Here is a 20,821-nt window from a genome sequence, read left to right on the forward strand (position 1 = left end):
ATGCGCGCCTATCTCGATCTGCTGCGCCACGTGCTCGATCACGGCGCCGAAAAGACCGACCGCACCGGCACCGGCACGCGCAGCGTGTTCGGCAGGCAGCTGCGCTTCGACCTCAACCAGGGTTTCCCGCTGGTCACCACCAAGAAGCTGCATCTGAAATCGATCGTGCACGAGCTGATCTGGTTTCTGCGGGGCGACACCAATATCGCCTACCTGAAAGAGCATGGCGTACGCATATGGGACGAGTGGGCCGATGCGAACGGCGATCTCGGCCCGGTCTACGGACAGCAATGGCGCGCGTGGCGAACCGCCGATGGCGGCACGGTCGACCAGATCGCGTGGGTGATCGACGAGATCAAGCGCAACCCGGATTCGCGCCGGTTGATCGTCAGCGCATGGAACGTGGGCGAACTGTCGAAGATGGCGCTGCTGCCATGCCACAGTCTGTTCCAGTTCTATGTTGCCGACGGCAAACTGAGTTGCCAGCTGTACCAGCGTTCCGGCGACATCTTCCTCGGCGTGCCGTTCAACATCGCCAGCTACGCGCTGCTCACCCACATGGTCGCGCAGGTCTGCGGGCTGGGTGTGGGCGATTTCGTGCACACCCTGGGCGATGCGCATCTGTACAACAACCACGTGGAGCAGGCTCGGCTGCAGCTGAGCCGCGAAGTGCGGCCGCTGCCGCAGCTGAAGCTCAACCCGGAGGTGCGCTCGATCTTCGATTTCCGCTACGAGGACGTCGCGATCGAGGATTACCAGCCGCACCCGGCGATCAAGGCCGAGGTGGCCGTATAGGAGCGCACAGACGTGCGCGGAACGGCCCTCCATCGGCCTCTTTCGCAACTACCTGCGGAGCGCCGCGGCGGCCGCACCCTGTTAAGATTCGATGCAATCGGCGGCGCCATCCGCAGGCGCAGGCCACTCCCATGATCAAGCTTTTCAAGGACTCGTTATGGCTATCTCGCTGATTGCCGCTCTCGACGAAAATTTTGCCATTGGCCGTAAAGGTCAGCTGCCCTGGCATCTGCCCGATGACTTGCGCTGGTTCAAGCAGCTGACCACGGGCAAGAACGTGTTGATGGGCTACAACACCGCCGTGTCGATCGGCCGTGCATTGCCGGGCCGGGTCAACCTGGTGCTGTCGCGTCGCCACGAGGCGCCGTTCCCCGACCAGATCACCGTGCGTTCGATCGAAGAGGCGCAGGCGCGCGTCGGTGGCACCGGCCTGATGGTGATCGGCGGCGGCATGGTGTTTGCCGAGGCGTTGCCGCGCGCCCGCCGCATGTATCTGACCTGGGTCAGCGCCGCGATCGACGGTGCCGACACGTTCTTCCCCGGCGTGCATTTCAGCGACTGGACCGAGGTCTCGCGCGTGCACCACAAGGCCGATGCCGAGCACGCCTACGACTTCGACATGGTCGAATACCTGCGCAACGGCTGATGCCCACTCCCGCTGCGCCGAAGCCGTTCTTGCACGTGATGGCTGCGGTGATGCATGACGCCGACGGACGCGTGCTGCTGGCGCAGCGACCGGCCGGCAAGCACCTGGCCGGCATGTGGGAGTTCCCCGGCGGCAAACTCGAACCCGGCGAAACGCCGGTGGCGGCGCTGGCGCGTGAACTCCGCGAAGAGCTGGGCGTCACCTTGCAGCATGCCGAGCCGCTGATCCGCGTGCCGCGCCATGACCTCGAGCGCGAACTGCTGCTGGATACCTGGCAGACCGAGCGTTGGGAAGGTACGCCGCAATCGCTGGAAGGGCAGGCCCTGCAATGGCTGCCGCCGGCGCAAATCGATCCGGCGACGCTGGCTCCGGCCGATCGGGCGATCCTGCAGGCTCTGCGGCTGCCCCATCGTTATCCGATCACACCGGCCGAAGTGCGCCCGGATCAACGCGACGCCTGGTTCGAGCGCATCGGCCGGGCCATCGAACACGGCGCGCAACTGGTGCAACTGCGCCTGCCGCTGTGGCCGCGCGAACACGTGCACGAACTGGCCGCGGCTCTGCTGCCGCTGGCCCGCCGGTGTGGCGCCCAGTTGCTGCTCAATGGCGACGTCGACGGCGCGCTGGCACTGGGCACCGGCGTGCAGCTCAAGAGTACGCAACTGGCCGCGATGTCGGAGCGCCCCCTGCCGCCGTGGCAGCTGGTCGGCGCCAGTTGCCACGGCGCGGGAGAGCTGGCTCAGGCAGCAGGTATCGGTGCAGACTTCGCCACCTTGTCGCCGGTAGCCGCCACCCGCAGTCACCCGCAGATACCGCCGCTGGGCTGGTCCCGATTCCATGCACTGGCCGAGGCCGCCCCGTTGCCGGTCTACGCGCTTGGCGGCATGGCACCCTCGCATATCGCACAGGCCCGCCAGTGCAGCGGGCAAGGCGCAGCCGGCATCCGCGAATTCTGGCGTTAGAAGCGAACTCCGCCAGCGGTAGGAGCGCACCCTGTGCGCGATGGTTGGAGCGAAGAGCATCGCGCACAGGGTGCGCTCCTACGATCAGCGCGCGCTAGCCAGCGCCAGGTAGCGCCGATGCAGTTCGACGACGGCGCGGTCCAGCGCGGGCTCGTCGCCGTTGTTCTCGATCACGTCGTCGGCCAGGGCCAGCCGCTCGGCACGGCTGGCCTGCTGGGCCAGCATGCGCCGCGCCAGCGTTTCGTCGATGCCGTCGCGGGCGATCAATCGCGTGATCTGCACCGGTTCGGGCACATCGACCAGCAGTACGCGATCGACCCAGCGATAGTGTGCGATGTTCTCGGCCAGCAACGGAATCGCCAGCAGGCAATACGGCCCACGTTCGGCCAGCGCCCGCTCGCGCAGCCACTGGCGCACCCGCGGATGGATGATCGATTCCAGCATCTTGCGCGCGGCGGGGTCGGCAAACACGCGTCGGCGCATGGCCGGGCGGTCCAGCCGACCCGCGCCGTCCAGCACACCGGCGCCGAATGCATCGACCACCGCGGTCAGGCCGCCCGTGCCTGGCTCGATCACTTCACGGGCGGCCACGTCGGCATCATGCACGGCCACGCCCAGCGCCTCGAAACGCCGCGCCACGGCCGTCTTGCCGGCGGCGACCCCGCCGGTCAGCGCAATCACCAGCGCATGTGGCCGCTCGCTCATCGCAGGCCGGTCAGCTGCATATAGCCTTGCAGCAAGCCATGGCCGGCCACGAACCAGACCCAGCCGGCGGCGGCGATGAACGGGCCGAACGGCATCGGGATTTCCCGCTGATGCTTGCGCAATGCGATCAACGTGCCGCCGACCAGCGCGCCGATCAGCGACGACAGCAGGATCGTCGGCAACAACGACAGCGGTCCCATCCATGCGCCGAGCGCGGCGAGCAATTTGAAATCGCCGTGGCCCATGCCTTCCTTGCCGGTGAGCAGCTTGAACACCCAGTACACGCTCCACAGGCTCAGGTAGCCAACGGCAGCCCCGATGATCGCCGAGGGCGCGTCGACGAACATGGGTAGCAGCGCCAGCAGCAGGCCCAGCCACAGCAGCGGAAAGGTCAGCTGGTCAGGCAGCAGGTGAGTGCGGAAGTCGATGCCCGACAGCGCAATCAGGGTCCAGGTCAGCGCCAGTCCCGCCAAGGCGGCCCAAGACGGTCCGAACTTCCATACGATCACGGCACTCAACACGCCGCTGAGCAGTTCCACCAACGGATACTGGATCGAGATGGGCGCCTTGCAGTAGCGGCAGTGCCCACTCAGCAGCAGCCAGCCGAACAGCGGAATATTGTCCATCGCGGATAACGGATGCTTGCAATGCGGGCAATGCGATGGCTCGCGCACGATGCCCGGCGGCAGCGGCGTCACATCGGCCTCGAGCTCCAACACGTCACGCGCCTCCCGCCGCCAGTCCGCCGCCATGCGCTCGGGCAGGCGCAGGATCACCACGTTGAGAAAACTGCCCACCAGCAGGCCGAGCACGCCGGCCAGGGCGATCCACAGGGCAAAGGGGAGATCGGGCATGCGTCAGCCTTGTGTCTTGGGTTCCGCGATCGAGCGGGTACGGCATAGGGTACGGCGGTTCGCGGGTGCACGTGCATCATGTAGGAGCGCACTCGTGCGCGATGCCCTTGGCGGCAATCAACATCGGAGCATCGCGAACGAGTGCGCTCCTACAACAACAGCGACAACAAAACGGCGAGCTGTGCCCGCCGTTTTCGTGTCGCGCTTTTTGACGTCTAGAACGTGCCGGCGAGCTTGAAGATGGGCAGGTACAACGCGACCACCATGCCGCCGACCAGGGTGCCGAGCACGACCATGATGATCGGTTCGAGCAAGGTGGACAGCGTGTCGACCGCGTTGCTGACTTCGTCCTCGTAGAACTCGGCGACCTTGAACAACATGTTGTCCAGCGAGCCGGATTCTTCGCCGATCGCGGTCATCTGCACCACCATGTTGGGGAACAGGCCGGTCTGCTTCATCGCCAGCTGCAACTGGTGGCCCACCGAGATGTCGTCGCGCATCTGCTTGACGGCATCGCCGTAGACCACGCTGCCGGTGGCCCCGGCCACCGCGTCCAGCGCCTCGACCAGCGGCACGCCGGCGCGGAACGTCACGCCCAGCGTGCGGGCGAAGCGGGCGATCGCCGAATTGCGCACGATATTGCCCATCACCGGCATCTTCAATGCCATCCGGTCCAGGAAGTGCGCAAACTTCACCGAGCGCTTCTTGGCGGTGACCAGCGCGACAATGCTGCCCACGATCACGCCGATCACCACCCACCAGTAGCTCTGCATGAACTGCGAGGCGCTGACCAGCAACTGGGTCGGGGCAGGCAGCTGCGCACCCGCATCCTGGAAGGTCTTCGCAAATACCGGCACCACGAACAGCAGCATGATCAGGCAGACCATGAATACCACCGCCAGCACCATCATCGGGTAGAACAGCGCCTTCTTGATCTTCTTCTTGATCCCTTCCGTGCGCTCCTTGTAGGTGGCGACGGTGTCCAGCACGGTATCCAGCACGCCCGACGTCTCGCCGGCATGCACCAGGTTGCAGTAGAGCTCATCGAACTGCACCGGATAGCGACCCAGCGCCTCATGCAGCGCCGCACCGCCCTCGATGTTCTGCTTCACGTCGAGCAGGATGTTCTTGAAGCGAATGTTCTTCTGGCCGTCGGCAATGATGTCGAACGACTGCACCATCGGCACGCCCGACGCCATCATGGTGGCGATCTGGCGGCTGAAAATGGCGACGTCGCCCGGTTTGACCGTGCTGCCGGTAGCACCGAACAACGGCTTGGAACGCTCCCGCACGGTCTGCGGGTTCATGCCCTGGCGGCGCAATTCGGCCTTGACCAGCGAAGCGTTCTTCGCCGGCATGTCGCCCTTCATGCGTTTGCCGCGCTTGTCCAGCGCGACCCACTCGTAGGTGGTCAGCTGGCTGACTTCGGCGCGTTGCGCGCCTAGCGCACGCGTCTTGTCTGCGTTTAGCTTTGCGGTAGCCGTGGCCATGCGCATCTTCCCCCTGTTGTTCGATCCCCGAGCCGCTCAAGTGGGGCGGCTGGCAAGGTATTTGTACAGCTTATGTCATTTCCGTCGCGCCAAACCGTGGCGCCGGACGCAAGTTCGATGCTACGGATGTCCCATATTCCCGGCTTATTCCTTGGTTACCCGGTCGATCTCGGTCAGGCTGGTCAGTCCGTTCTTCACCTTGAGCAGGGCCGACGCGCGCAGGTCATTCACTCCGGCGGCCTTGGCCACCTCGCTGATCTGCAGCGCATTGCCGCCTTGCAAGATGATTTTCTGGATGTCCTCCAGCATCGGCATCACCTGATAAATGCCCACGCGGCCCTTGTAGCCTTCATTGCAGCCGTCGCAGCCGCCGGCCTCGTAGATGGTCAGTCCGGCGTCGATGTCGGCCTGGCTGAAACCCGCTGCCAGCAACACCTGCGGCGGCAGATTCTGGGGCTTCTTGCAATCGTGCAGGCGTCGCGCCAGGCGCTGGGCGATGATCAAGGTGACCGATGAAGTGATGTTGTACGGTGCGATGCCCATGTTCATCAGTCGCGCGATGGTCTGCGCGGCATCGTTGGTGTGCAGGGTGGACAGCACCATGTGGCCGGTCTGCGCCGCCTTGATTGCGATCTCGGCGGTTTCCAGGTCGCGGATCTCGCCGACCATGATCACGTCCGGATCCTGGCGCAGGAACGAGCGCAACGCGCTGGCAAACGTCATGCCGCGCTTGACGTTCTGCTGCACCTGGTTGATGCCTTCGACGCGGATTTCCACCGGATCTTCCACTGTCGAGATGTTGCGCTCGGCGGTATTGAGCATGTTCAGGCCGGTATACAGCGACACCGTCTTGCCCGAGCCGGTCGGGCCGGTGACCAGCACCATGCCGTACGGCTTGTGGATTGCGTCGATGAAGAGCTTCTGCTGCTCCGGCTCATAACCGAGTTTCTCGATGCCGATCCTGGCCGAGGAGCCGTCCAGGATACGCAGCACGATCTTTTCGCCGAACAGGGTCGGCAGCGAGCTCACGCGAAAGTCGATCGCACGGGTCTTGGACAGATTGAGCTTGATGCGGCCGTCCTGCGGCACGCGCTTTTCGGCGATGTCCAGCTGCGCCATCACCTTGATGCGCGAGGCAATGCGGTTGGCCATCTTCATCGGCGGGCTGGCCACGGCCTTCAGCATGCCGTCCATGCGCAGACGCACCCGGTATTGGGTTTCGAATGGCTCGAAATGGATGTCCGAGGCACCGCGGCGGATCGCGTCGACCAGGATCTTGTTGACGAACTTCACCACCGGCGCGTCGTCCATGGCGTTCGCGTCGATGCCGGTCGTTTCGGCCTCCTCGTCGCCGACCTCGAGCTCGAGGCCGTCCAGATCGCCGCCACCCATGTCGGGCATGGTGTCGCGCATGCTGTTGAGCAGGCTCTCGATCACCCGCTGCAGCGAGCCGCGTTCGACCAGAATCGGTTCGACCATGCAGTTGGAGTGGAACTTGATCTCGTCCAGCGCATGCGACTGCATGGGATCGGCAATGCCGACAAACAGGCGTTTGCCGCGACGGAACAGCGGCAACGCCATATGCTTGGTGATCAGCGCTTCGCTGATAAGGTCCAGCGGCATGGTCGCCGGATTCAGCGTGGCCACATCCATCATCGGCATGCCGAATTCGGCCGAGGCGATCTGGGTCAACCGGCCGCTGTCGACCAGGTTGTGATCGAGCAACCAGGCGCCCAGCGACGCCTTCTGCTGGCCGCTGTCGGCCATCGCCTTGCGTACATCGGCCTCCGGCAACACCCCCTCGGACACCAACCGACGCGCCATGCCGGACAGACCTACGAGCGATGGTTGCAGCTGAGATGACATAACCTACTCGACCTTGCCCCTGTATGTGGTTGAATCTACCGCAGTCTGGCGCTCAGGTCATCCATTCCCTGCGACCCGGAACCCTCATGGGTGGTGCGGCGCACAAGGTTTCCATGCAGTTTTCTTCTTGGCAGTTTTCTTCTTGCCGAAGACGCGCACCCTCTGCGATGGCATGCGCATGAAATCTCAGCCACAGGTTGTGTCCCGATCCAAGTCAGCGTGTTGATCGCGCGCCAAGACATCCTTACAATGAAGTAAGGATGACTACGGAGAGCGTCATGACTACCGCCAGCGTCACCAGCAAAGGCCAGATCACGATACCGGCTGCCGTACGCGATGCCATGCATGTACGCACGGGCGATCGGGTGGAATTTGTGGAAATCGCGCCAGGCCGGTACGAATTCATCGCAGCCACGCGTCCTGTAACCGCACTCAAGGGCATGTTCGGAAAGGCCGCCAAGCCCGTATCGATCGAGCAGATGAACGCCATGATCGCCGCGGCGGGTGCCGCCGCAAAATGATCGGTTTGGATACCAATGTACTGGTGCGCTACATCATGCAGGACGATGTAGCGCAATCGGCCAAGGCCTCCGTTTTGCTCGATACGCTGACCGTCGATGCACCGGGCTGGATCTCGATCGTGTCGGTTATTGAGCTGGTCTGGGTGTTGGGTGGCTGCTATGGCCTGGATCGAACGCAACTTTTCGATGCATTGGAGGCCCTGCTGCGCACCAAGGAGCTGAGGGTGGATCGCGCGGAAGTCGTCTGGAAAGCGGTGCGCAGTTGCAGTGGTTCGAAGGTCGATTTTGCCGATTGCCTGATTGCGTGCAGTGCTGCATCAGTCGGTTGCGACCGCATCATGACATTCGATCGGGCTGCCGCGAAGCACGCTGGCATGAGCCTGATCGCCTGAATCCCGACGCTCTCGTCGGTACGACCGGCTAGCGCCGCGGCACAAACAGCCGTCAAGCCGCGCCTCCTTGACGGACGTGACAAAATACGCCTCAGCGTATATCCTCAGCGTATATACATGAGGATCGTCATCATGACTACCGCCAAGATTTTCCAGTCCGGCAACAGCCAGGCAGTGCGGCTGCCCAAGGCGTTCCGCTTCCGCGCCACCGAGGTCGATATTTTCCGCCGCGGTGACGAAATCGTCTTGCGCGAAAAATGGCCCAAGCTGGCCGACCTGCTGGATGCGCTGCCGTCGTGGCCGGACGATGTGATGCCAGATGACATTCCCGACCTGCCGCCGCAAGAACGCAAGGGACTGTAATGTCTCTGGGCTACCTGCTCGATACCAACATCTGCATCTACGCCTTGTCGGGCCGCTACCCGCGGGTGCAGCAGCGCATCGACCGTCATGTGCCGGGGCGTATCGCAACATCCGTCATCGTCTACGGTGAATTGCAATTCGGCATCGCCAAGAGTGCTCGCCGCGAGGATGCACAGCTGCGTCTCGACGCATTCACGCAAATCGTCAACGTGTTACCGTTGCCCTTCGAGACCGCCGAGCACTATGGGGACATTCGCGCCTTGCTCGCCAAGCGCGGTACCCCGATTGGCGGCAATGACTTGTGGATCGCCGCGCATGCGCGCGCCGCCAACGTGACGCTGGTGACCAACAACATCGGTGAATTCGAACGAGTGCCTGGGCTCAGGCTCGCGAATTGGGCAGAGTAGCCAAAGAGCAGCTCCGCCCCGGCCATCCCCTGCAGGCAGTCCCGTAGGGCGGGCACGACCCCGCCTGTTCCTCCCGATGATCAGTCGGGGATGATCGCCGAAACGACCATCGAGATATAAGGGCGTGTACTGCCCGCCGCTCTCGCTGTCAGCACGGCGCGCACGTGGCCGCGTTGCCCGAGTTCACTCTGCAAACCCCAATCACCGCAGAAGCTGGAGCCGGCTCTTTGCGTTTTGTTCCTCCCCCTGCAAGCAGGGGGAGGTTGGGACGTGGAAGAGCTCTTGATCCTGCAACCAGGAACAACCCCAACTCAGCCTCCCCCGAGCAGAGAAGCGAGAAAAAGCTCAAAACCTCAACCCATCCCCAACCGTCCCCCAGCCTTCAAGCTATGATCCCCATTCACCCCGGGGGAGCCATCTGTTGAACCGCCTGAGCATCATCCTGCCCGCCAAAAACGAGGCCCCCGCGCTGGCCGCGCTGCTGCCGCGCCTGCGCGCTGCGCACCCCGACGCCGAGATCATCGTGGTCGACGACGGCTCCACCGACGATACCCGCAGCGTCTGCAAAAGCTGCGGCGTCGAATGCCTGTCCTCACCGTACTCGATGGGCAATGGTGCCGCGATCAAGCGTGGAGCGCGCGCCGCCACCGGCGACATCCTGGTGTTCATGGATGGCGACGGCCAGCATGATCCGGCCGACATCGCGCGCCTGCTCGATCAACTGAACCGGGGCTACGACATGATCGTCGGCGCCCGTGACTGGGGCAGCCAGGCCGGTGTCGGGCGAGGCCTAGCCAACACCTTGTACAACTGGCTGGCAACCCGCATGACCGGGCATCCGGTGCTCGACCTCACCTCCGGTTTCCGCGCCGTGCGCGCAGACAAATTCCGCGAATTCCTGCACCTGCTGCCGAACGGCTTCAGCTACCCCACCACCAGCACCATGGCGTTCTTCCGCAGCGCCTACCCGGTCGCTTACGTGCCGATCAAGGCCGCCCAGCGCATCGGCAAGAGCCACATCAAGCCCGTGCGCGATGGCGTGCGTTTCCTGCTGATCATCTTCAAGATCGCGACGCTGTATTCGCCGTTGAAGTTGTTCGTGCCGGCGAGTGTGTTGTTCTTTTTGCTTGGTTGCGCCAACTACGCTTACACCTTGTTTGCGTACCATCGGCTCACCAACATGAGCACGCTGTTGTGGAGTGCGGCTGTCATCGTATTCCTGATCGGATTGATTTCGGAGCAGATCACGGGGTTGATGTATCGACGGTATGAGTGAGCCGATACTGCCTACCCTGTTGGTGCTGGCGTCTACTTACCCGCGCTGGCGCAACGATCCCGAGCCCGGTTTCGTCCATGAACTGTGTCGAAGGCTGGTCGATCGTTTTCACGTGATTGCCTTGGTGCCCGATGCTCCCGGAGCGGATCTCGACGGGGTGCTCGATGGCGTCGAAGTAGTGCGTTTTCGTTACGCACCACGGCGATGGCAGACTCTGGTCAACGATGGCGGCATCGTCACCAATCTGCGCAGGTTTCCGTGGAAGTGGTTGCTCGTGCCGGGATTCGTGTTGAGCCAGTATCTTGCCGCGCGTCGACTATTGCGGCGTCGAAAGGTCGATATCGTCCACGCTCATTGGCTGATTCCGCAGGGCTTGATCGCTCGTCGCTTGAAACTTGGAACCGCCGTTCCTTACCTGGTGACATCGCACGGTGGCGATTTGTTCGGCCTGCGTGGGCGTTGGCTGGAAGTGCTCAAGCGACGCGTCGCCGGCTCCTCGTCGGCCATGACAGTCGTGAGCACCGCCATGCGCGATGAAGCTCTACGCATCAATCTGCATCCGCCTGAGCTGGTGGTATTGCCGATGGGCGTGGATCTGCGCGAGCGCTTTGTTGTCGATGCGCAAGTGGAACGGTCTCGTGATGAGCTGCTTTTCGTGGGCAGGCTGGTACCCAAGAAGGGCCTTCCACACCTGCTGAACGCCATGCCTGCGGTACTTGCAGGTTGGCCGGAAGTGACTTTGACGATTGCCGGTTTCGGGCCGGAGGAATCATCATTGCGGATACAGGTACGGCAATTGGGCATCGAGAAGCATGTGAATTTTCTCGGCGCCATGTCGCAAGAAGTGTTGCCGGGGCTCTATCGCCGAGCCAGCATCTTTGTCGCGCCGTTCATTCGCGACGACTCGGGTAACCAGGAAGGGTTGCCCGTAGTGCTGATGGAGGCAATTGGTTGCGGCTGCCCGGTGATCGTAGGCGACGTTGCGGGCGTTCGCGACCTGCTCGGTGATGTAGCTCAGGGGGTTTGCGTCGATGCCAGGAATGCCCAGGTGCTCGCATCGGCGATCCTGGCGGCGTTGGGCAATCCGCAGCAGGCACAGGAACGGGCACAGAAGATCCGTCTTATCGCCGCGGATCGAGTCGACTGGAGGGTGATTTCAGACGGTTACGCTGGCCTGCTCGAAAGTTGCATCCACCATGCGGCCATAAAGGATGGTCAGGCATGACACACGTTCTGGTATGTGGCGGCGCGGGTTATATCGGCGCGCACATGGCGAAGGGGTTGGCATATGCGGGTTGCAAGGTGACGGTTTTCGACAATCTGTCGACGGGCCATCGCGCCGCTATGCTGTGGGGTGAATTTGTCGAAGGTGATCTGCTCGACAGGATAGCCCTCGGCGAATTGTTCGCGACGCATCGCTTTGACGCCGTGATGCATTTCTGTGCGCTGTCACAGGTGAGCGAATCGGCGCGAGATCCGTATGCCTACTATCGCAACAACGTCACAGGCACGTTGAATCTGCTGGAGGCGATGCGTCATGCTGGTGTCGATCGGCTGGTGTTTTCATCGACCGCAGCAGTCTATGGTGTGCCGATGGCAGACCATGTCGACGAGTCGCATCCGACGTTGCCGATCAACCCGTACGGCGCCAGCAAGCTAATGGTCGAACGCATGCTGGAGGACGCCGCTGGTGCTTACGGGCTGCGCTCTGCGGCATTGCGCTACTTCAACGCAGCGGGCGCCGACCCGGACGGTGAAATCGGTGAATCTCATGCACCAGAAACCCACTTGATCCCCAATGTGCTGCGCAATGCATTGGGCCTGGGCGATGGATTGCTGATATTTGGTGACGATTATTCCACGCGGGATGGCACCTGCGTGCGTGATTATGTACATGTCACCGATCTAGTGGCTGCACATCTGTTGGCCATGAGCTATCTGAACAATCACGGCGGCGCGCATCGCTTCAATCTCGGCAGTGGCAGCGGCTACACCGTCATGGAAGTCATCGAAGCTGCGCGCAAAGTCACGGGTAAGCCGATTTCGTTCTCTCTGGCACCACGCCGAGCGGGCGACCCACAAGTGTTGGTGGCCGACAGCAAGCGTGCCGCTGAGGTACTCGGCTGGCGCCCATCGTATGAAGGCATGCCGGCGATCATTGAAAGTGCGTGGCGCTGGCACTGTAATCCACGCTACTGAGAATCGTCAGTCGATGAAGAAGCAGCCCAAACTCATTCTCCGCGAAAGCTGCGTGCACGACATCAGCAAGTCTTGGCCCGTGGGTCGTTTTGTAGAGATGGGAGCCGGCACAGGCCATATGACGAGGATATTCCTCGACAGGGGGTTTTCCGGTGCTTGCCACGACCTGGGCGAAGACAGTCGCCAGATGTTGCGAGATAACCTGGCCTATGCGGGGGATCGCATGGCCGTCGTCGATGAATTGGACGGACTCCCGGATGCTTCGTTTGATTACCTGCTTGCCTTTGAAGTGCTCGAGCACATAGAGCACGACGCGGAAGTGCTTCGCAGCTGGGTGCGTCATCTGAAGCCGGGTGGCCGCGTCCTTGTCTCCGTGCCGGCACACCAGCGCAAATTCGGCCGGTCGGACGAGATCGTGGGGCATGTGCGCCGCTACGAAAAGGCGGCCCTGCAGGCGCTGCTGTCCGATGCTGGCATTGGAGACATCCGCATCGTCAATTACGGATTCCCGATCACCGAACTGACACGCAGGTTTTCAAACCGCCTGATCCGCGACGATCACAGCTATGAAGGGCTTACCCCGGAGCAGCGCAGTATCCGTAGCGCCCAAGCCAAGCCAAAGACCATCAATCGCGTGCTCTCACTGGTCAGCGGTAACCTCTTCCTACCGTTTCGGAGCGTGCAGCGATGGTTCTATCGCTATGACCTGGGCGATGGTTATGTGGCCTGCGGCGTCAAGCGTTCGGATTGATTGTCGGCGATCGCTTGCAAGCGCGGTTCCAGCGCAGCAATCAACTGCGCCCAATCCTCAATGAGCACATCGGCTACGGCAGGGCGGTCGAGTTGAGCGAGCAGGGCGTGCGCTAGGCCTTCGGCATCGTCGGCATCGTATTGGCCAGATGGCACATCCGCAAGCAACGGAGTCATGGCGCCGACGCGCGCAGCGGCGACCGGAAGCCTGCACGCCAGCATTTCGTAGGCTTTCTGCGGGAAACAATAGCGGCCGAATGGTGTGTCGCGGATGCAGATGGCGCCCACATCGAGTGCGTTGAAAAGCTCGGCCGTGCGTGCGTGGGGCAGCATGCCGAGGTGGTGAATACGTTCGCCAATAGGTGGTGGGAAGCCTGGATCTACGGGGCCGGCGAGCACAAGGTACACATCGTTGCGCTGCCGCACGATGAGATTCCACGCTTCATATAGGGTGCCTACGCCCTTGTCGCGGTACAGGCCACCGGCCGTGCCGATCAGTTTCACGTCCACCGGCAGTCCCAATGACTGGCGGCAGCTCATCCGATCCATCGGCCGGAACACCGATTTGTCCACGGTGCTCGGCATTGCGATGACTTCGCCGTGCGCACTGTAACTGCCGATGACCAGATCCTTCAGTGGCTGGCTGGTGGTCGTTACTAGGGCGGCCCTGCGCACCGCATGCCGCAGCGCCGGTATCATGCCGGGGATGCGCGCTTGGCCGAAGCCCTCGAAGTTGTCGTACAGATCCACGGCGTAGGGAATGTCTAGCCGCTTCGCCAACCATGCCGACAGCGCGACGTGAGGGATATCCGAGGCGCCGATCAACAGGTCAGGTGCGAATTCACGCAGGCGATGGAGCATGCGATGTGGATAGGCAAAGAGTGCCGTTACTTTCATCCGCCCCAGCGAACGCGACTCCCAAGTCAGGGAGCCGGGTTGTGCATCGTGCTCCCAGCGCCCCTTGTCATGCCCTTGATAGCTGAGACAAAACCCGCCAACTGTATGACCGAGCCTGGCGAGTTGGAACGGCATCTCATACAGGCGCGCATAGCGGTCCGCAATGACGTCCTTGCCCATGTATTGCCTTTTGCACAGGAAAGCGATGCGCATACGCTCAGCCTGTCAGCCGTTTCGCAGCGGCCAGTGCGGCGCCGACGACCTGGTCCATATTGTAGTAACGGTACTGCGCAAGCCGGCCAACAAAAGTTACGTTTGCCTCCCTCTTCGCCAGCTCTTCATAGCGCTTGAACAACGCCTCATTTTCCGCCCGCGGCACCGGGTAGTAAGGGTCGCCCTCCGCCTGCGGATACTCGCGCACGATGGACGTGCCGGCATGCTGTTGCCCGGTCAGGTGCTTGAACTCGGTGATCCGCGTGTATGCGTGGTCGTTCGGGTAGTTCACCGTGCCCACTTCCTGGTATTGCTCGATAGCTGGCAGATGCTCGTGCTCGAAGCGAAGCGAGCGATAAGGCAGGGGGCCGTAGCAATAGTCGAAATACGCGTCGATGGGGCCGGTGTAGACGACATGGCCGTAACCCGCGCGATCGCGCACGTTGGCGAAATCCACACCTAGCTCCACGGTGATGTTCGGATGGTCGAGCATGGCTTCGAACATCTTCGTATAGCCGTGCAACGGCATCGCCTGGAAGGTGTCGGTGAAGTAGCGATCATCGGTATTGGTTCGCACGGGAATGCGCGCCGCCACTCCAGCCTTCAGTTCGGATGGATCCAGACCCCACTGCTTGCGCGTGTAATTGAGGAAGAATTTTTCGTACAGGTCGCGGCCCACCGAATTCAGCACGACATCTTCGCTGGTTATCACCGGTTCGCGCGGTTCCCGCACGCGCTCGAAGAATTCAGCTGCGCCGACCTCGTCCAGGTCCAGCCCGTACAGCTGGTTTAACGTGACGCGGTTGATAGGAAAGGGATACGGGACGCCATCCACCACGCCACGCACGCGGTGCTCGTAAGGTAGCCACTCGGTGAAGCGCGACAGGTATTCGAAAATGCGTTCGGCATTGGTGTGAAAAATATGCGGCCCATAGCGATGCACCAGCACACCGTATTCGTCGTACTCGTCGTACGCGTTGCCGGCGACATGTGAGCGCTTGTCAATGATGTGCACTCGACGACCAGCGCTGGCCAATTCGCTCGCAACCACGCTCCCAGAAAACCCGGCGCCAACAATCAGAATGGTTGCAGATTTCATATTCAACCCGGTCAAGCGCTGAGGCCGAGGCGACGCAACGCGGCAAAAGGTGAGGAGCGATAGTCCAGCTTCATGGCGGCCAATATGGACAGGTCAACCAATGTGCGCGTTCCGGCGCCGGCTAGTCTGAGCAATGGTGAAGCACGATAGGTCCGCAGCATGTGTATGCCAAGTGGTGCTGCTCGTACACATGCGCGTACCCATTGCGAAGCGACTATCTTTTTTGCTTCAGGATTTTCATGCAGTGAAGCCAGCTTCAGCAGCCACGCTTCTACGCCTAGCAAGTCTTCGTGGTTGCTTATGGACTTGGGGGCACGGATCAGATTGTGCAACCGCTGTTCGTCTTCGGATGCATCAATGCCCTGAGTGGCCAATATTTCAAGTCGGATATTCCTTGTCACATCCTCCATTGCCTCTCGTTGGGTTTGCGTTGCCTGACCTGGATGGCGGCGATAGCGCAGGAGTACCTCTGGAACGTTAGCCATCCGGAAGTCGGCCATCGTTCGGGCGAACAGATCGTAGTCCTCGGCCAACCGGTATTCCTCCCGGTAACGGTAATGGTCGAATACTTCACGACGGGCCATCACCGTAGGGTGGCATATGGTGCTTTGAAACAGCATGGCTGCACGCAAGGCGGCTTCGGTATACGGCCAGCGTGCTGTGCGGGCAAGTCCCTGCCCGAACTCCACAAACCAGCTGCCGCAGAGATCCAGGTTGTTTTGTTGCAGAAACTGAACCTGTCGCGCAAAACGATTCGGCATGCAGATGTCATCAGCATCCAGGATGGCAATCCAGTCGCCTCGCGCCTGATCCAAGCCCGTATTGCGAGCTGATGATGGGCCAAGATTATGGGGGAGCTTTATGAGTCGTATGCGCTTGTCCGCAAGAGCCAGCTTTCGAGCTACTACATCTGTTCCATCGGTCGAGCCATCATCGATTACCAAAATCTCGAGTGCAGGCAATGATTGCTCGAGCGCTGAACATATAGAGCGACGTAGGAGGCCTGCTCGGTTGTAGGCCGCAATGATGACTGTGATGGAAGGTCTATCGCTAGTGCTGCAAGAATGCATGGTTGGTGAATCCATAAATCATGCCAAGACTATGGTGAAGCCGTTGGCGGTGTCGTCACTTGAGCGCATCCCCAAGGTCCTTGCCAGCGTACCTCTGACCCGGTCGCCACGAAAAAACAGTTCTGCATGCTTGCTGGGTGGTGCTTGAACTGTCGAAGTTGAGAGGTGACATCGACAAAAGGCTGGTCCTATCCTCATGTCCACCAAGCGTCGCACTTCATAGTTGAGTCTGCCGACCTAGAAAGTTGCCCACCAGCTAGGATCTACTCCGTCAATGGTGTCATCATTTAGCTTCATATCCCCGATTCCTTGCGATGAAAAGCCTCCACATACGGCCTGTTATGCAAACTCGAGGTGCTACTGGTTGCCAAGCTGACGCCAGAGTGACAGACGACGCGTCTGCGGCGCCACGGTTCAGCATCATCACAGCTACATTCAATGCGTGCAATGCGTTATCGAGCACCGCTCGCTCACTGCAGGAGCAGACGTGCCACAGCTTCGAATGGCTCATTGTCGATGGCGCATCGACCGACGATACCTTGGCCGTGGTGAAGGGATTTGGCAATCTTGTGACCACCATGGTGTCCGAGCCCGACACCGGCATCTACAACGCTTGGAACAAGGTGCTGCCTCATCTGCGCGGGGAATGGGTGCTGTTTTTAGGCGCTGGTGATGTTCTGTATGGGGCCGATACGCTAGCAAAGGTTTTGGACGAACTTGACAAGTTGCCGTTGGAAACTACTACCGCCTACGGCGGTACTACCCTGTTTGACGCAGCTTCCGGTATCGATATGCGCGCGCGCAATCCAGAATGGCAGGGCTTACGTGGGCCATGGGGCGGCGGTCGGCCATGGATGCCATGCCATCAGGGTGTGTTCCAGCGTGCGCGAGTGTTCCGTGACTTCCGTTTCGACGAGCGTTGCCGTATCTGCGCTGATGGCGAAACGTTGCTGGGTGAATTGCTGGCTGGGCGTAGCGCGAAGCTAGACGTCATGGTCGCGCGCTTCGACGCCGCCGGCATCAGCTCGCAACCGAGAAACCGATTGCGCATGGTGTCCGAGTCTGTGTATATCAATTGGAAGCTCGGCATCTTTCACGTGCGCCCTGTCTATCAGCTTGCGGTGTTGGTCGTGAATGCGCTACTCCATCCGTGGCGCATCTGGCGTACGCGGCGGAGCGGTTAACTCAGATAGCCCTATTAGTAAGGTAGTGATTAATTCCAATCACGGACGATTCGGGTGATGATGGACTGAAGACAGCTTTCAAGCACAGCCCCATAGTCAAAGTGGCGCCAATGATCGAAGTATGAGATGAGCGGATGAGTGGGGTTGCTCCGTTTCCTACGATAAGAATGATCGGACTGCCCAGAGGAGCCGGAATAGAGTTTTTCGGAAGCCTTGCAGGGGTTTATCTGCGCCGGGTTGGCTCAAATAGAATGCCTTGGCCACTCCATAAGACTCGGCAAGGATTGAGCCTTTCCCGGTGCGCTGCGCATTAACAGTAATGCTTCCCGGATGCGCGAGGAAGTCTGCAAGCGGTTTCGACACATGCGCATACTTGTCGTAACTCAATGATGTGAGCAAGAACAGTAGAAGGTCTTCGCCAACGCCCGAATTCTTTCCGTAGGGGCCCGCTGCGCCAGGGATTTCGCGCAATAGATTTTTTAATACATCGTTACGCCGGAACATCGCACAACCCGGACTGATGGTTAGCGGTGAGAGAAGCAGATATTGCACGATATCTTTGATTGGATTAATTCCACTTGGATGACGCAGCAATACGCGGGTCGCGCCAGCGCTGGGGTCATGCAATGTCGCGCGCGTGTATACAAATGCGACCTCGTTGCCAAATCCTCCAAGACATTTTTCGACAAATTCTGGCTCCAGCCAGTCATCGTCGTACGTGAAATGCAGATATTCACCGGTTGCCGACTCGGCGCCATCTCGCCAGGCTTCGATTGGACCACGGTCATTGTCGCGACGGATATAGCGAATTTTTGACCCGTAGTTTTTTACAACTGCGGAAATATCATCGGTACTTCCATGATCGACCAAAACTACTTCGCACGTAACAGTTTGCGCAAGTGCGCTGTCAATCGCGCGGGAGACAAGATGTGCACGATTGTAAACGGGTATTACGATAGAAACCGATGCGGGCGTCATTTATCAAGTCCTGCTGATATGATGCAACGTAACGCCTTGGTATCGGCGACTAGACCATTCGGAGTTGCTGCTGGAAGATATCGCAGCGAAATGTTCTTCGAAGATAACGCGCGCAATCGGTTAGCGATCGCTCCAACACTCGTTGCCTGACCCGAGCCGATATTAACCGTCATCACTGCGCGGCGGGCACACAGAAACAATATTGCGTCGATGACCATGTCAGCGTGCAGAAAGTCTCGGACGCAGTCGGCATCACGCACCTCGATCACGGATTCGTCATGCGCGGAGTTAATGCGCGAAATGAGCCCAGGGATAAGGAAAGACGACGACTGTTGTTCGTGGAAATAGCTAAAAATGCGTCCAACGCAAAGTTGCGTCCCAAAATGTCGTGCCAACGGGACCATAATGCGCTCGCCCGCTAATTTCGTTGCGCCATACAGGCTAAGCGGTTCGGTGGCAGATGCTTCGGAGAGGCGACGATAGCCGTTGTGTACATGCGTGACCGCGGAGTACACATGGCTCGTAGATCCAAGAAAGAACCAGCTTTGGGGAACAAATTTGGCAACTGCTTCCTGAATTGCGACTAGCGCCGTGGCGTTTACTCTCATCGCGGCAATAGGGTCCGCTTCGACTTTTGCTAATGGAACAATTGCAGCAAGGTGAAACATGACTTCTGCTCGGCTTAAGCGTATCCACTGCGTGATATCGGCGATATCGGAGACGTCACCTGGGAATACGTCGACGTGGATACCATTTTCACGCAAGCGCTGGGTGAGGAGGGAGCCTAGAACACCGCGTTGTCCAGTCACGGCAACCCGTATCTCACGCAACGTTTCCCATGCGTGAAAGTGCGGCAGGAATCTGGGTCGCGGAACGAGTGCTGAAAGCTTCACTGGCTTGTGACCGCAATGGCATCGAGAACCGATTCGGCGAGCCACGCCATACGACCGGGTTCGATCGGCTTGGCGTGAACTCCTATGAAGACTCCACGGTCATGCACTTGTTGGGCTCCCGTGAAAGGTGCAAGCGACCGCTCGATATCAAAAAGACGAACCGCAGGTTGGAGGTCCATATTTCCTGAAACAATCGGGCGCGTATCAATGCGGGCGTCCATGAGCAATTGCGTAAAGCGTTTGTAATCCATTGTAATTTTTGGATTAATGAGGAATGGGAAGCCAAACCAGCACGCATCCACTCCCAGCGGCGAACTTGGAAATTGGAGTTGCGAGTGCCATTTTGGATTGTGCTCAAAAGACTGGCGCATCAATAAGGCGTTCTGTTTCCTGTAGGCATTCATTTCGTCCAAGCGTCGCAATTGCTCAAGCCCAAATGCAGCCTGGATTTCCATTGGTCGAACGTTGTAGCCGACGTTGACGAATAGGAAGCGCGGATCGATAGCCGGATTCATGGCTTCCAATTCGGTACGGTTACTTTGCTCCCGACTCCAACCATGTGCGCGCAGGCATCGAAGCAAGTCATAATCTTCGAGGTTTTTTGCAACAACCATTCCGCCTTCGATGGTCGTCATATGATGCGAAAAGTAGAAACTATATGTTCCAAAGTCGCTGAGAGTTCCCAGAGACTTCCCTTCAAACGTGGAGCCAAGTGACTCACAAGTATCTTCTATAAGAAGCAATGAATTTTTTTCAACGATATCCAGCAGTTTCGACATGTCAGTGCTGTTACCAAGCACATGCACCATAAGAACCGCTTTGATTGGGAAGCGGACTATCGCCTCAAGCAAGGAGTCTATGGATAGGTTCAGCGTGGCGGGATCTACGTCTACTAGTACTGGCTTAAGGCCGAGCTGTACGATCGGCCAAATCGATGTTGACCAGCAAACTGCCGGTACTGCTACGTAATCGCCCATGTTCAATCTTTTCGATCGCAACGGATTGATTATTGCGGAGGTTGCCAGAAGGTTGGCGGATGATCCGGAGTTCACCATGACCGCGTAATTGGTCCCGATATGTTTAGCAAATGCAAGCTCAAAATCATGCACTCGCTGCCCCATGGTGAGTTGACCGCTCAGCAGCGTTTCCATGCAGCGCAATATTTCCTGGTTATCGTAGCTTGAGTCCACGAGAGGAAACGCGTAATTGGAATTTGTGATCATTTTTCCGGGGAATCCGTGGCGATGGTTCGGTGGCATGA

General features: G+C 59.9%; 22 protein-coding genes. 12 read left to right on the forward strand and 10 right to left on the reverse strand.

Going from position 1 to position 20,821, the window contains the following annotated elements; genetic code table 11:
- The 3 genes from ACFPPB_RS00490 (at window position 1) to ACFPPB_RS00500 (ending at window position 2,403) form a co-directional block, all read left to right on the forward strand.
- Window positions 1–795, forward strand: a complete 795-nt coding sequence (locus ACFPPB_RS00490; protein ID WP_377323314.1) for a thymidylate synthase — start codon at window positions 1–3, stop codon at window positions 793–795.
- Between the two features lie 157 nt (window positions 796–952).
- A complete protein-coding gene (locus ACFPPB_RS00495) occupies window positions 953–1,441 on the forward strand; it encodes a dihydrofolate reductase (RefSeq protein WP_377323316.1) in 489 nt (162 codons plus the stop codon).
- Window positions 1,441–2,403, forward strand: a complete 963-nt coding sequence (locus ACFPPB_RS00500; RefSeq protein ID WP_377323318.1) for a Nudix family hydrolase — start codon at window positions 1,441–1,443, stop codon at window positions 2,401–2,403. Before ACFPPB_RS00495 ends, ACFPPB_RS00500 begins: the two co-directional genes overlap by 1 nt.
- Window positions 2,404–2,487: 84 nt before the next feature.
- Here ACFPPB_RS00500 and coaE read toward each other — a convergent pair whose 3' ends face one another.
- The 4 genes from coaE to pilB form a co-directional block, all read right to left on the reverse strand.
- Window positions 2,488–3,108, reverse strand: a complete 621-nt coding sequence (gene coaE / locus ACFPPB_RS00505) for a dephospho-CoA kinase (RefSeq protein WP_377323320.1) — start codon at window positions 3,106–3,108, stop codon at window positions 2,488–2,490.
- Entirely contained in the window at window positions 3,105–3,962 is an 858-nt protein-coding gene (locus tag ACFPPB_RS00510) for a prepilin peptidase (protein WP_377323322.1), read from the reverse strand. Before ACFPPB_RS00510 ends, coaE begins: the two co-directional genes overlap by 4 nt.
- 215 nt (window positions 3,963–4,177) lie before the next feature.
- The gene (locus tag ACFPPB_RS00515; protein WP_377323324.1) at window positions 4,178–5,452 is read right to left on the reverse strand and encodes a type II secretion system F family protein; all 1,275 of its coding nucleotides are present in this window, start codon (window positions 5,450–5,452) and stop codon (window positions 4,178–4,180) included.
- Between the two features lie 144 nt (window positions 5,453–5,596).
- Window positions 5,597–7,318 (reverse strand): type IV-A pilus assembly ATPase PilB, encoded by a 1,722-nt coding sequence (gene pilB / locus ACFPPB_RS00520; RefSeq protein WP_377323326.1) that lies wholly within the window; start codon window positions 7,316–7,318, stop codon window positions 5,597–5,599.
- A gap of 278 nt (window positions 7,319–7,596) precedes the next feature.
- Here pilB and ACFPPB_RS00525 point away from each other — a divergent pair, with 278 nt between their 5' ends.
- The 8 genes from ACFPPB_RS00525 to ACFPPB_RS00560 all read left to right on the forward strand — a co-directional run bounded on the left by ACFPPB_RS00525 (window position 7,597) and on the right by ACFPPB_RS00560 (window position 13,227).
- Window positions 7,597–7,839, forward strand: a complete 243-nt coding sequence (locus tag ACFPPB_RS00525) for an AbrB/MazE/SpoVT family DNA-binding domain-containing protein (RefSeq protein ID WP_377323328.1) — start codon at window positions 7,597–7,599, stop codon at window positions 7,837–7,839.
- Window positions 7,836–8,231 (forward strand): PIN domain-containing protein, encoded by a 396-nt coding sequence (locus tag ACFPPB_RS00530; protein ID WP_377323330.1) that lies wholly within the window; start codon window positions 7,836–7,838, stop codon window positions 8,229–8,231. The genes ACFPPB_RS00525 and ACFPPB_RS00530 overlap by 4 nt, the downstream gene beginning before the upstream one ends.
- Before the next feature lie 132 nt (window positions 8,232–8,363).
- Window positions 8,364–8,594 (forward strand): antitoxin, encoded by a 231-nt coding sequence (locus ACFPPB_RS00535; protein WP_377323332.1) that lies wholly within the window; start codon window positions 8,364–8,366, stop codon window positions 8,592–8,594.
- Complete coding sequence (gene vapC / locus ACFPPB_RS00540) at window positions 8,594–9,001, forward strand: type II toxin-antitoxin system tRNA(fMet)-specific endonuclease VapC (protein WP_377323334.1); 408 nt, start codon at window positions 8,594–8,596, stop codon at window positions 8,999–9,001. Before ACFPPB_RS00535 ends, vapC begins: the two co-directional genes overlap by 1 nt.
- Window positions 9,002–9,422: 421 nt before the next feature.
- Window positions 9,423–10,277, forward strand: coding sequence for a glycosyltransferase family 2 protein (locus tag ACFPPB_RS00545; protein WP_377323336.1), 855 nt, complete (start codon window positions 9,423–9,425; stop codon window positions 10,275–10,277).
- Window positions 10,270–11,502 carry a glycosyltransferase gene (locus ACFPPB_RS00550; RefSeq protein WP_377323338.1) on the forward strand — a complete coding sequence of 411 codons (1,233 nt, stop codon included), beginning with the start codon at window positions 10,270–10,272 and terminating at the stop codon, window positions 11,500–11,502. Before ACFPPB_RS00545 ends, ACFPPB_RS00550 begins: the two co-directional genes overlap by 8 nt.
- Window positions 11,499–12,476, forward strand: a complete 978-nt coding sequence (gene galE, locus ACFPPB_RS00555; protein ID WP_377323340.1) for a UDP-glucose 4-epimerase GalE — start codon at window positions 11,499–11,501, stop codon at window positions 12,474–12,476. The genes ACFPPB_RS00550 and galE overlap by 4 nt, the downstream gene beginning before the upstream one ends.
- Before the next feature lie 13 nt (window positions 12,477–12,489).
- Window positions 12,490–13,227: a class I SAM-dependent methyltransferase gene (locus tag ACFPPB_RS00560; RefSeq protein ID WP_377323342.1), complete on the forward strand. Its 738-nt coding sequence runs from the start codon at window positions 12,490–12,492 to the stop codon at window positions 13,225–13,227.
- Here the strand turns inward: ACFPPB_RS00560 and ACFPPB_RS00565 are convergent.
- The 3 genes from ACFPPB_RS00565 to ACFPPB_RS00575 are packed head-to-tail and all read right to left on the reverse strand — an operon-like array spanning window position 13,194 to window position 16,520.
- On the reverse strand, window positions 13,194–14,336 hold the full coding sequence (locus ACFPPB_RS00565) for a glycosyltransferase family 4 protein (RefSeq protein ID WP_377323344.1): 1,143 nt from the start codon (window positions 14,334–14,336) through the stop codon (window positions 13,194–13,196). The genes ACFPPB_RS00560 and ACFPPB_RS00565 overlap by 34 nt on opposite strands.
- Window positions 14,337–14,340: 4 nt before the next feature.
- Window positions 14,341–15,435, reverse strand: a complete 1,095-nt coding sequence (gene glf / locus ACFPPB_RS00570) for a UDP-galactopyranose mutase (protein WP_377323821.1) — start codon at window positions 15,433–15,435, stop codon at window positions 14,341–14,343.
- Window positions 15,436–15,446: 11 nt separating this feature from the next.
- Window positions 15,447–16,520: a glycosyltransferase family 2 protein gene (locus tag ACFPPB_RS00575; RefSeq protein ID WP_377323346.1), complete on the reverse strand. Its 1,074-nt coding sequence runs from the start codon at window positions 16,518–16,520 to the stop codon at window positions 15,447–15,449.
- 368 nt (window positions 16,521–16,888) lie between these two features.
- On the opposite strand from ACFPPB_RS00575, the gene ACFPPB_RS00580 reads away from it, so the two are divergent.
- Window positions 16,889–17,689 carry a glycosyltransferase gene (locus ACFPPB_RS00580; protein WP_377323348.1) on the forward strand — a complete coding sequence of 267 codons (801 nt, stop codon included), beginning with the start codon at window positions 16,889–16,891 and terminating at the stop codon, window positions 17,687–17,689.
- Window positions 17,690–17,845: 156 nt separating this feature from the next.
- Here ACFPPB_RS00580 and ACFPPB_RS00585 read toward each other — a convergent pair whose 3' ends face one another.
- Genes ACFPPB_RS00585 through ACFPPB_RS00595 form a run of 3 tightly spaced genes read right to left on the reverse strand, consistent with a single transcriptional unit; the run spans window position 17,846 to window position 20,819 of the window.
- Window positions 17,846–18,667, reverse strand: a complete 822-nt coding sequence (locus ACFPPB_RS00585; RefSeq protein ID WP_377323350.1) for a glycosyltransferase family 2 protein — start codon at window positions 18,665–18,667, stop codon at window positions 17,846–17,848.
- Complete coding sequence (locus ACFPPB_RS00590) at window positions 18,664–19,605, reverse strand: NAD-dependent epimerase/dehydratase family protein (RefSeq protein ID WP_377323352.1); 942 nt, start codon at window positions 19,603–19,605, stop codon at window positions 18,664–18,666. The genes ACFPPB_RS00585 and ACFPPB_RS00590 overlap by 4 nt, the downstream gene beginning before the upstream one ends.
- Window positions 19,557–20,819 carry a DegT/DnrJ/EryC1/StrS family aminotransferase gene (locus tag ACFPPB_RS00595; protein WP_377323354.1) on the reverse strand — a complete coding sequence of 421 codons (1,263 nt, stop codon included), beginning with the start codon at window positions 20,817–20,819 and terminating at the stop codon, window positions 19,557–19,559. The genes ACFPPB_RS00590 and ACFPPB_RS00595 overlap by 49 nt, the downstream gene beginning before the upstream one ends.
- Window positions 20,820–20,821: the final 2 nt, after the last annotated feature.

Origin of the sequence: Rhodanobacter terrae, from assembly GCF_042657005.1 — a bacterium.
GTDB lineage: Bacteria > Pseudomonadota > Gammaproteobacteria > Xanthomonadales > Rhodanobacteraceae > Rhodanobacter > Rhodanobacter terrae.

Coding starts and splice junctions, on each gene's coding strand:
- ACFPPB_RS00490 (WP_377323314.1), top strand. CDS start 1: ATGCGCGCCTATCTCGATCTGCTGCGCCACGTGCTCGATCACGGCGCC.
- ACFPPB_RS00495 (WP_377323316.1), top strand. CDS start 953: ATGGCTATCTCGCTGATTGCCGCTCTCGACGAAAATTTTGCCATTGGC.
- ACFPPB_RS00500 (WP_377323318.1), top strand. CDS start 1,441: ATGCCCACTCCCGCTGCGCCGAAGCCGTTCTTGCACGTGATGGCTGCG.
- coaE (WP_377323320.1), bottom strand. CDS start 3,108: ATGAGCGAGCGGCCACATGCGCTGGTGATTGCGCTGACCGGCGGGGTC.
- ACFPPB_RS00510 (WP_377323322.1), bottom strand. CDS start 3,962: ATGCCCGATCTCCCCTTTGCCCTGTGGATCGCCCTGGCCGGCGTGCTC.
- ACFPPB_RS00515 (WP_377323324.1), bottom strand. CDS start 5,452: ATGGCCACGGCTACCGCAAAGCTAAACGCAGACAAGACGCGTGCGCTA.
- pilB (WP_377323326.1), bottom strand. CDS start 7,318: ATGTCATCTCAGCTGCAACCATCGCTCGTAGGTCTGTCCGGCATGGCG.
- ACFPPB_RS00525 (WP_377323328.1), top strand. CDS start 7,597: ATGACTACCGCCAGCGTCACCAGCAAAGGCCAGATCACGATACCGGCT.
- ACFPPB_RS00530 (WP_377323330.1), top strand. CDS start 7,836: ATGATCGGTTTGGATACCAATGTACTGGTGCGCTACATCATGCAGGAC.
- ACFPPB_RS00535 (WP_377323332.1), top strand. CDS start 8,364: ATGACTACCGCCAAGATTTTCCAGTCCGGCAACAGCCAGGCAGTGCGG.
- vapC (WP_377323334.1), top strand. CDS start 8,594: ATGTCTCTGGGCTACCTGCTCGATACCAACATCTGCATCTACGCCTTG.
- ACFPPB_RS00550 (WP_377323338.1), top strand. CDS start 10,270: ATGAGTGAGCCGATACTGCCTACCCTGTTGGTGCTGGCGTCTACTTAC.
- galE (WP_377323340.1), top strand. CDS start 11,499: ATGACACACGTTCTGGTATGTGGCGGCGCGGGTTATATCGGCGCGCAC.
- ACFPPB_RS00560 (WP_377323342.1), top strand. CDS start 12,490: ATGAAGAAGCAGCCCAAACTCATTCTCCGCGAAAGCTGCGTGCACGAC.
- ACFPPB_RS00565 (WP_377323344.1), bottom strand. CDS start 14,336: ATGCGCATCGCTTTCCTGTGCAAAAGGCAATACATGGGCAAGGACGTC.
- glf (WP_377323821.1), bottom strand. CDS start 15,435: ATGAAATCTGCAACCATTCTGATTGTTGGCGCCGGGTTTTCTGGGAGC.
- ACFPPB_RS00575 (WP_377323346.1), bottom strand. CDS start 16,520: ATGGATTCACCAACCATGCATTCTTGCAGCACTAGCGATAGACCTTCC.
- ACFPPB_RS00585 (WP_377323350.1), bottom strand. CDS start 18,667: ATGACGCCCGCATCGGTTTCTATCGTAATACCCGTTTACAATCGTGCA.
- ACFPPB_RS00595 (WP_377323354.1), bottom strand. CDS start 20,819: ATGCCACCGAACCATCGCCACGGATTCCCCGGAAAAATGATCACAAAT.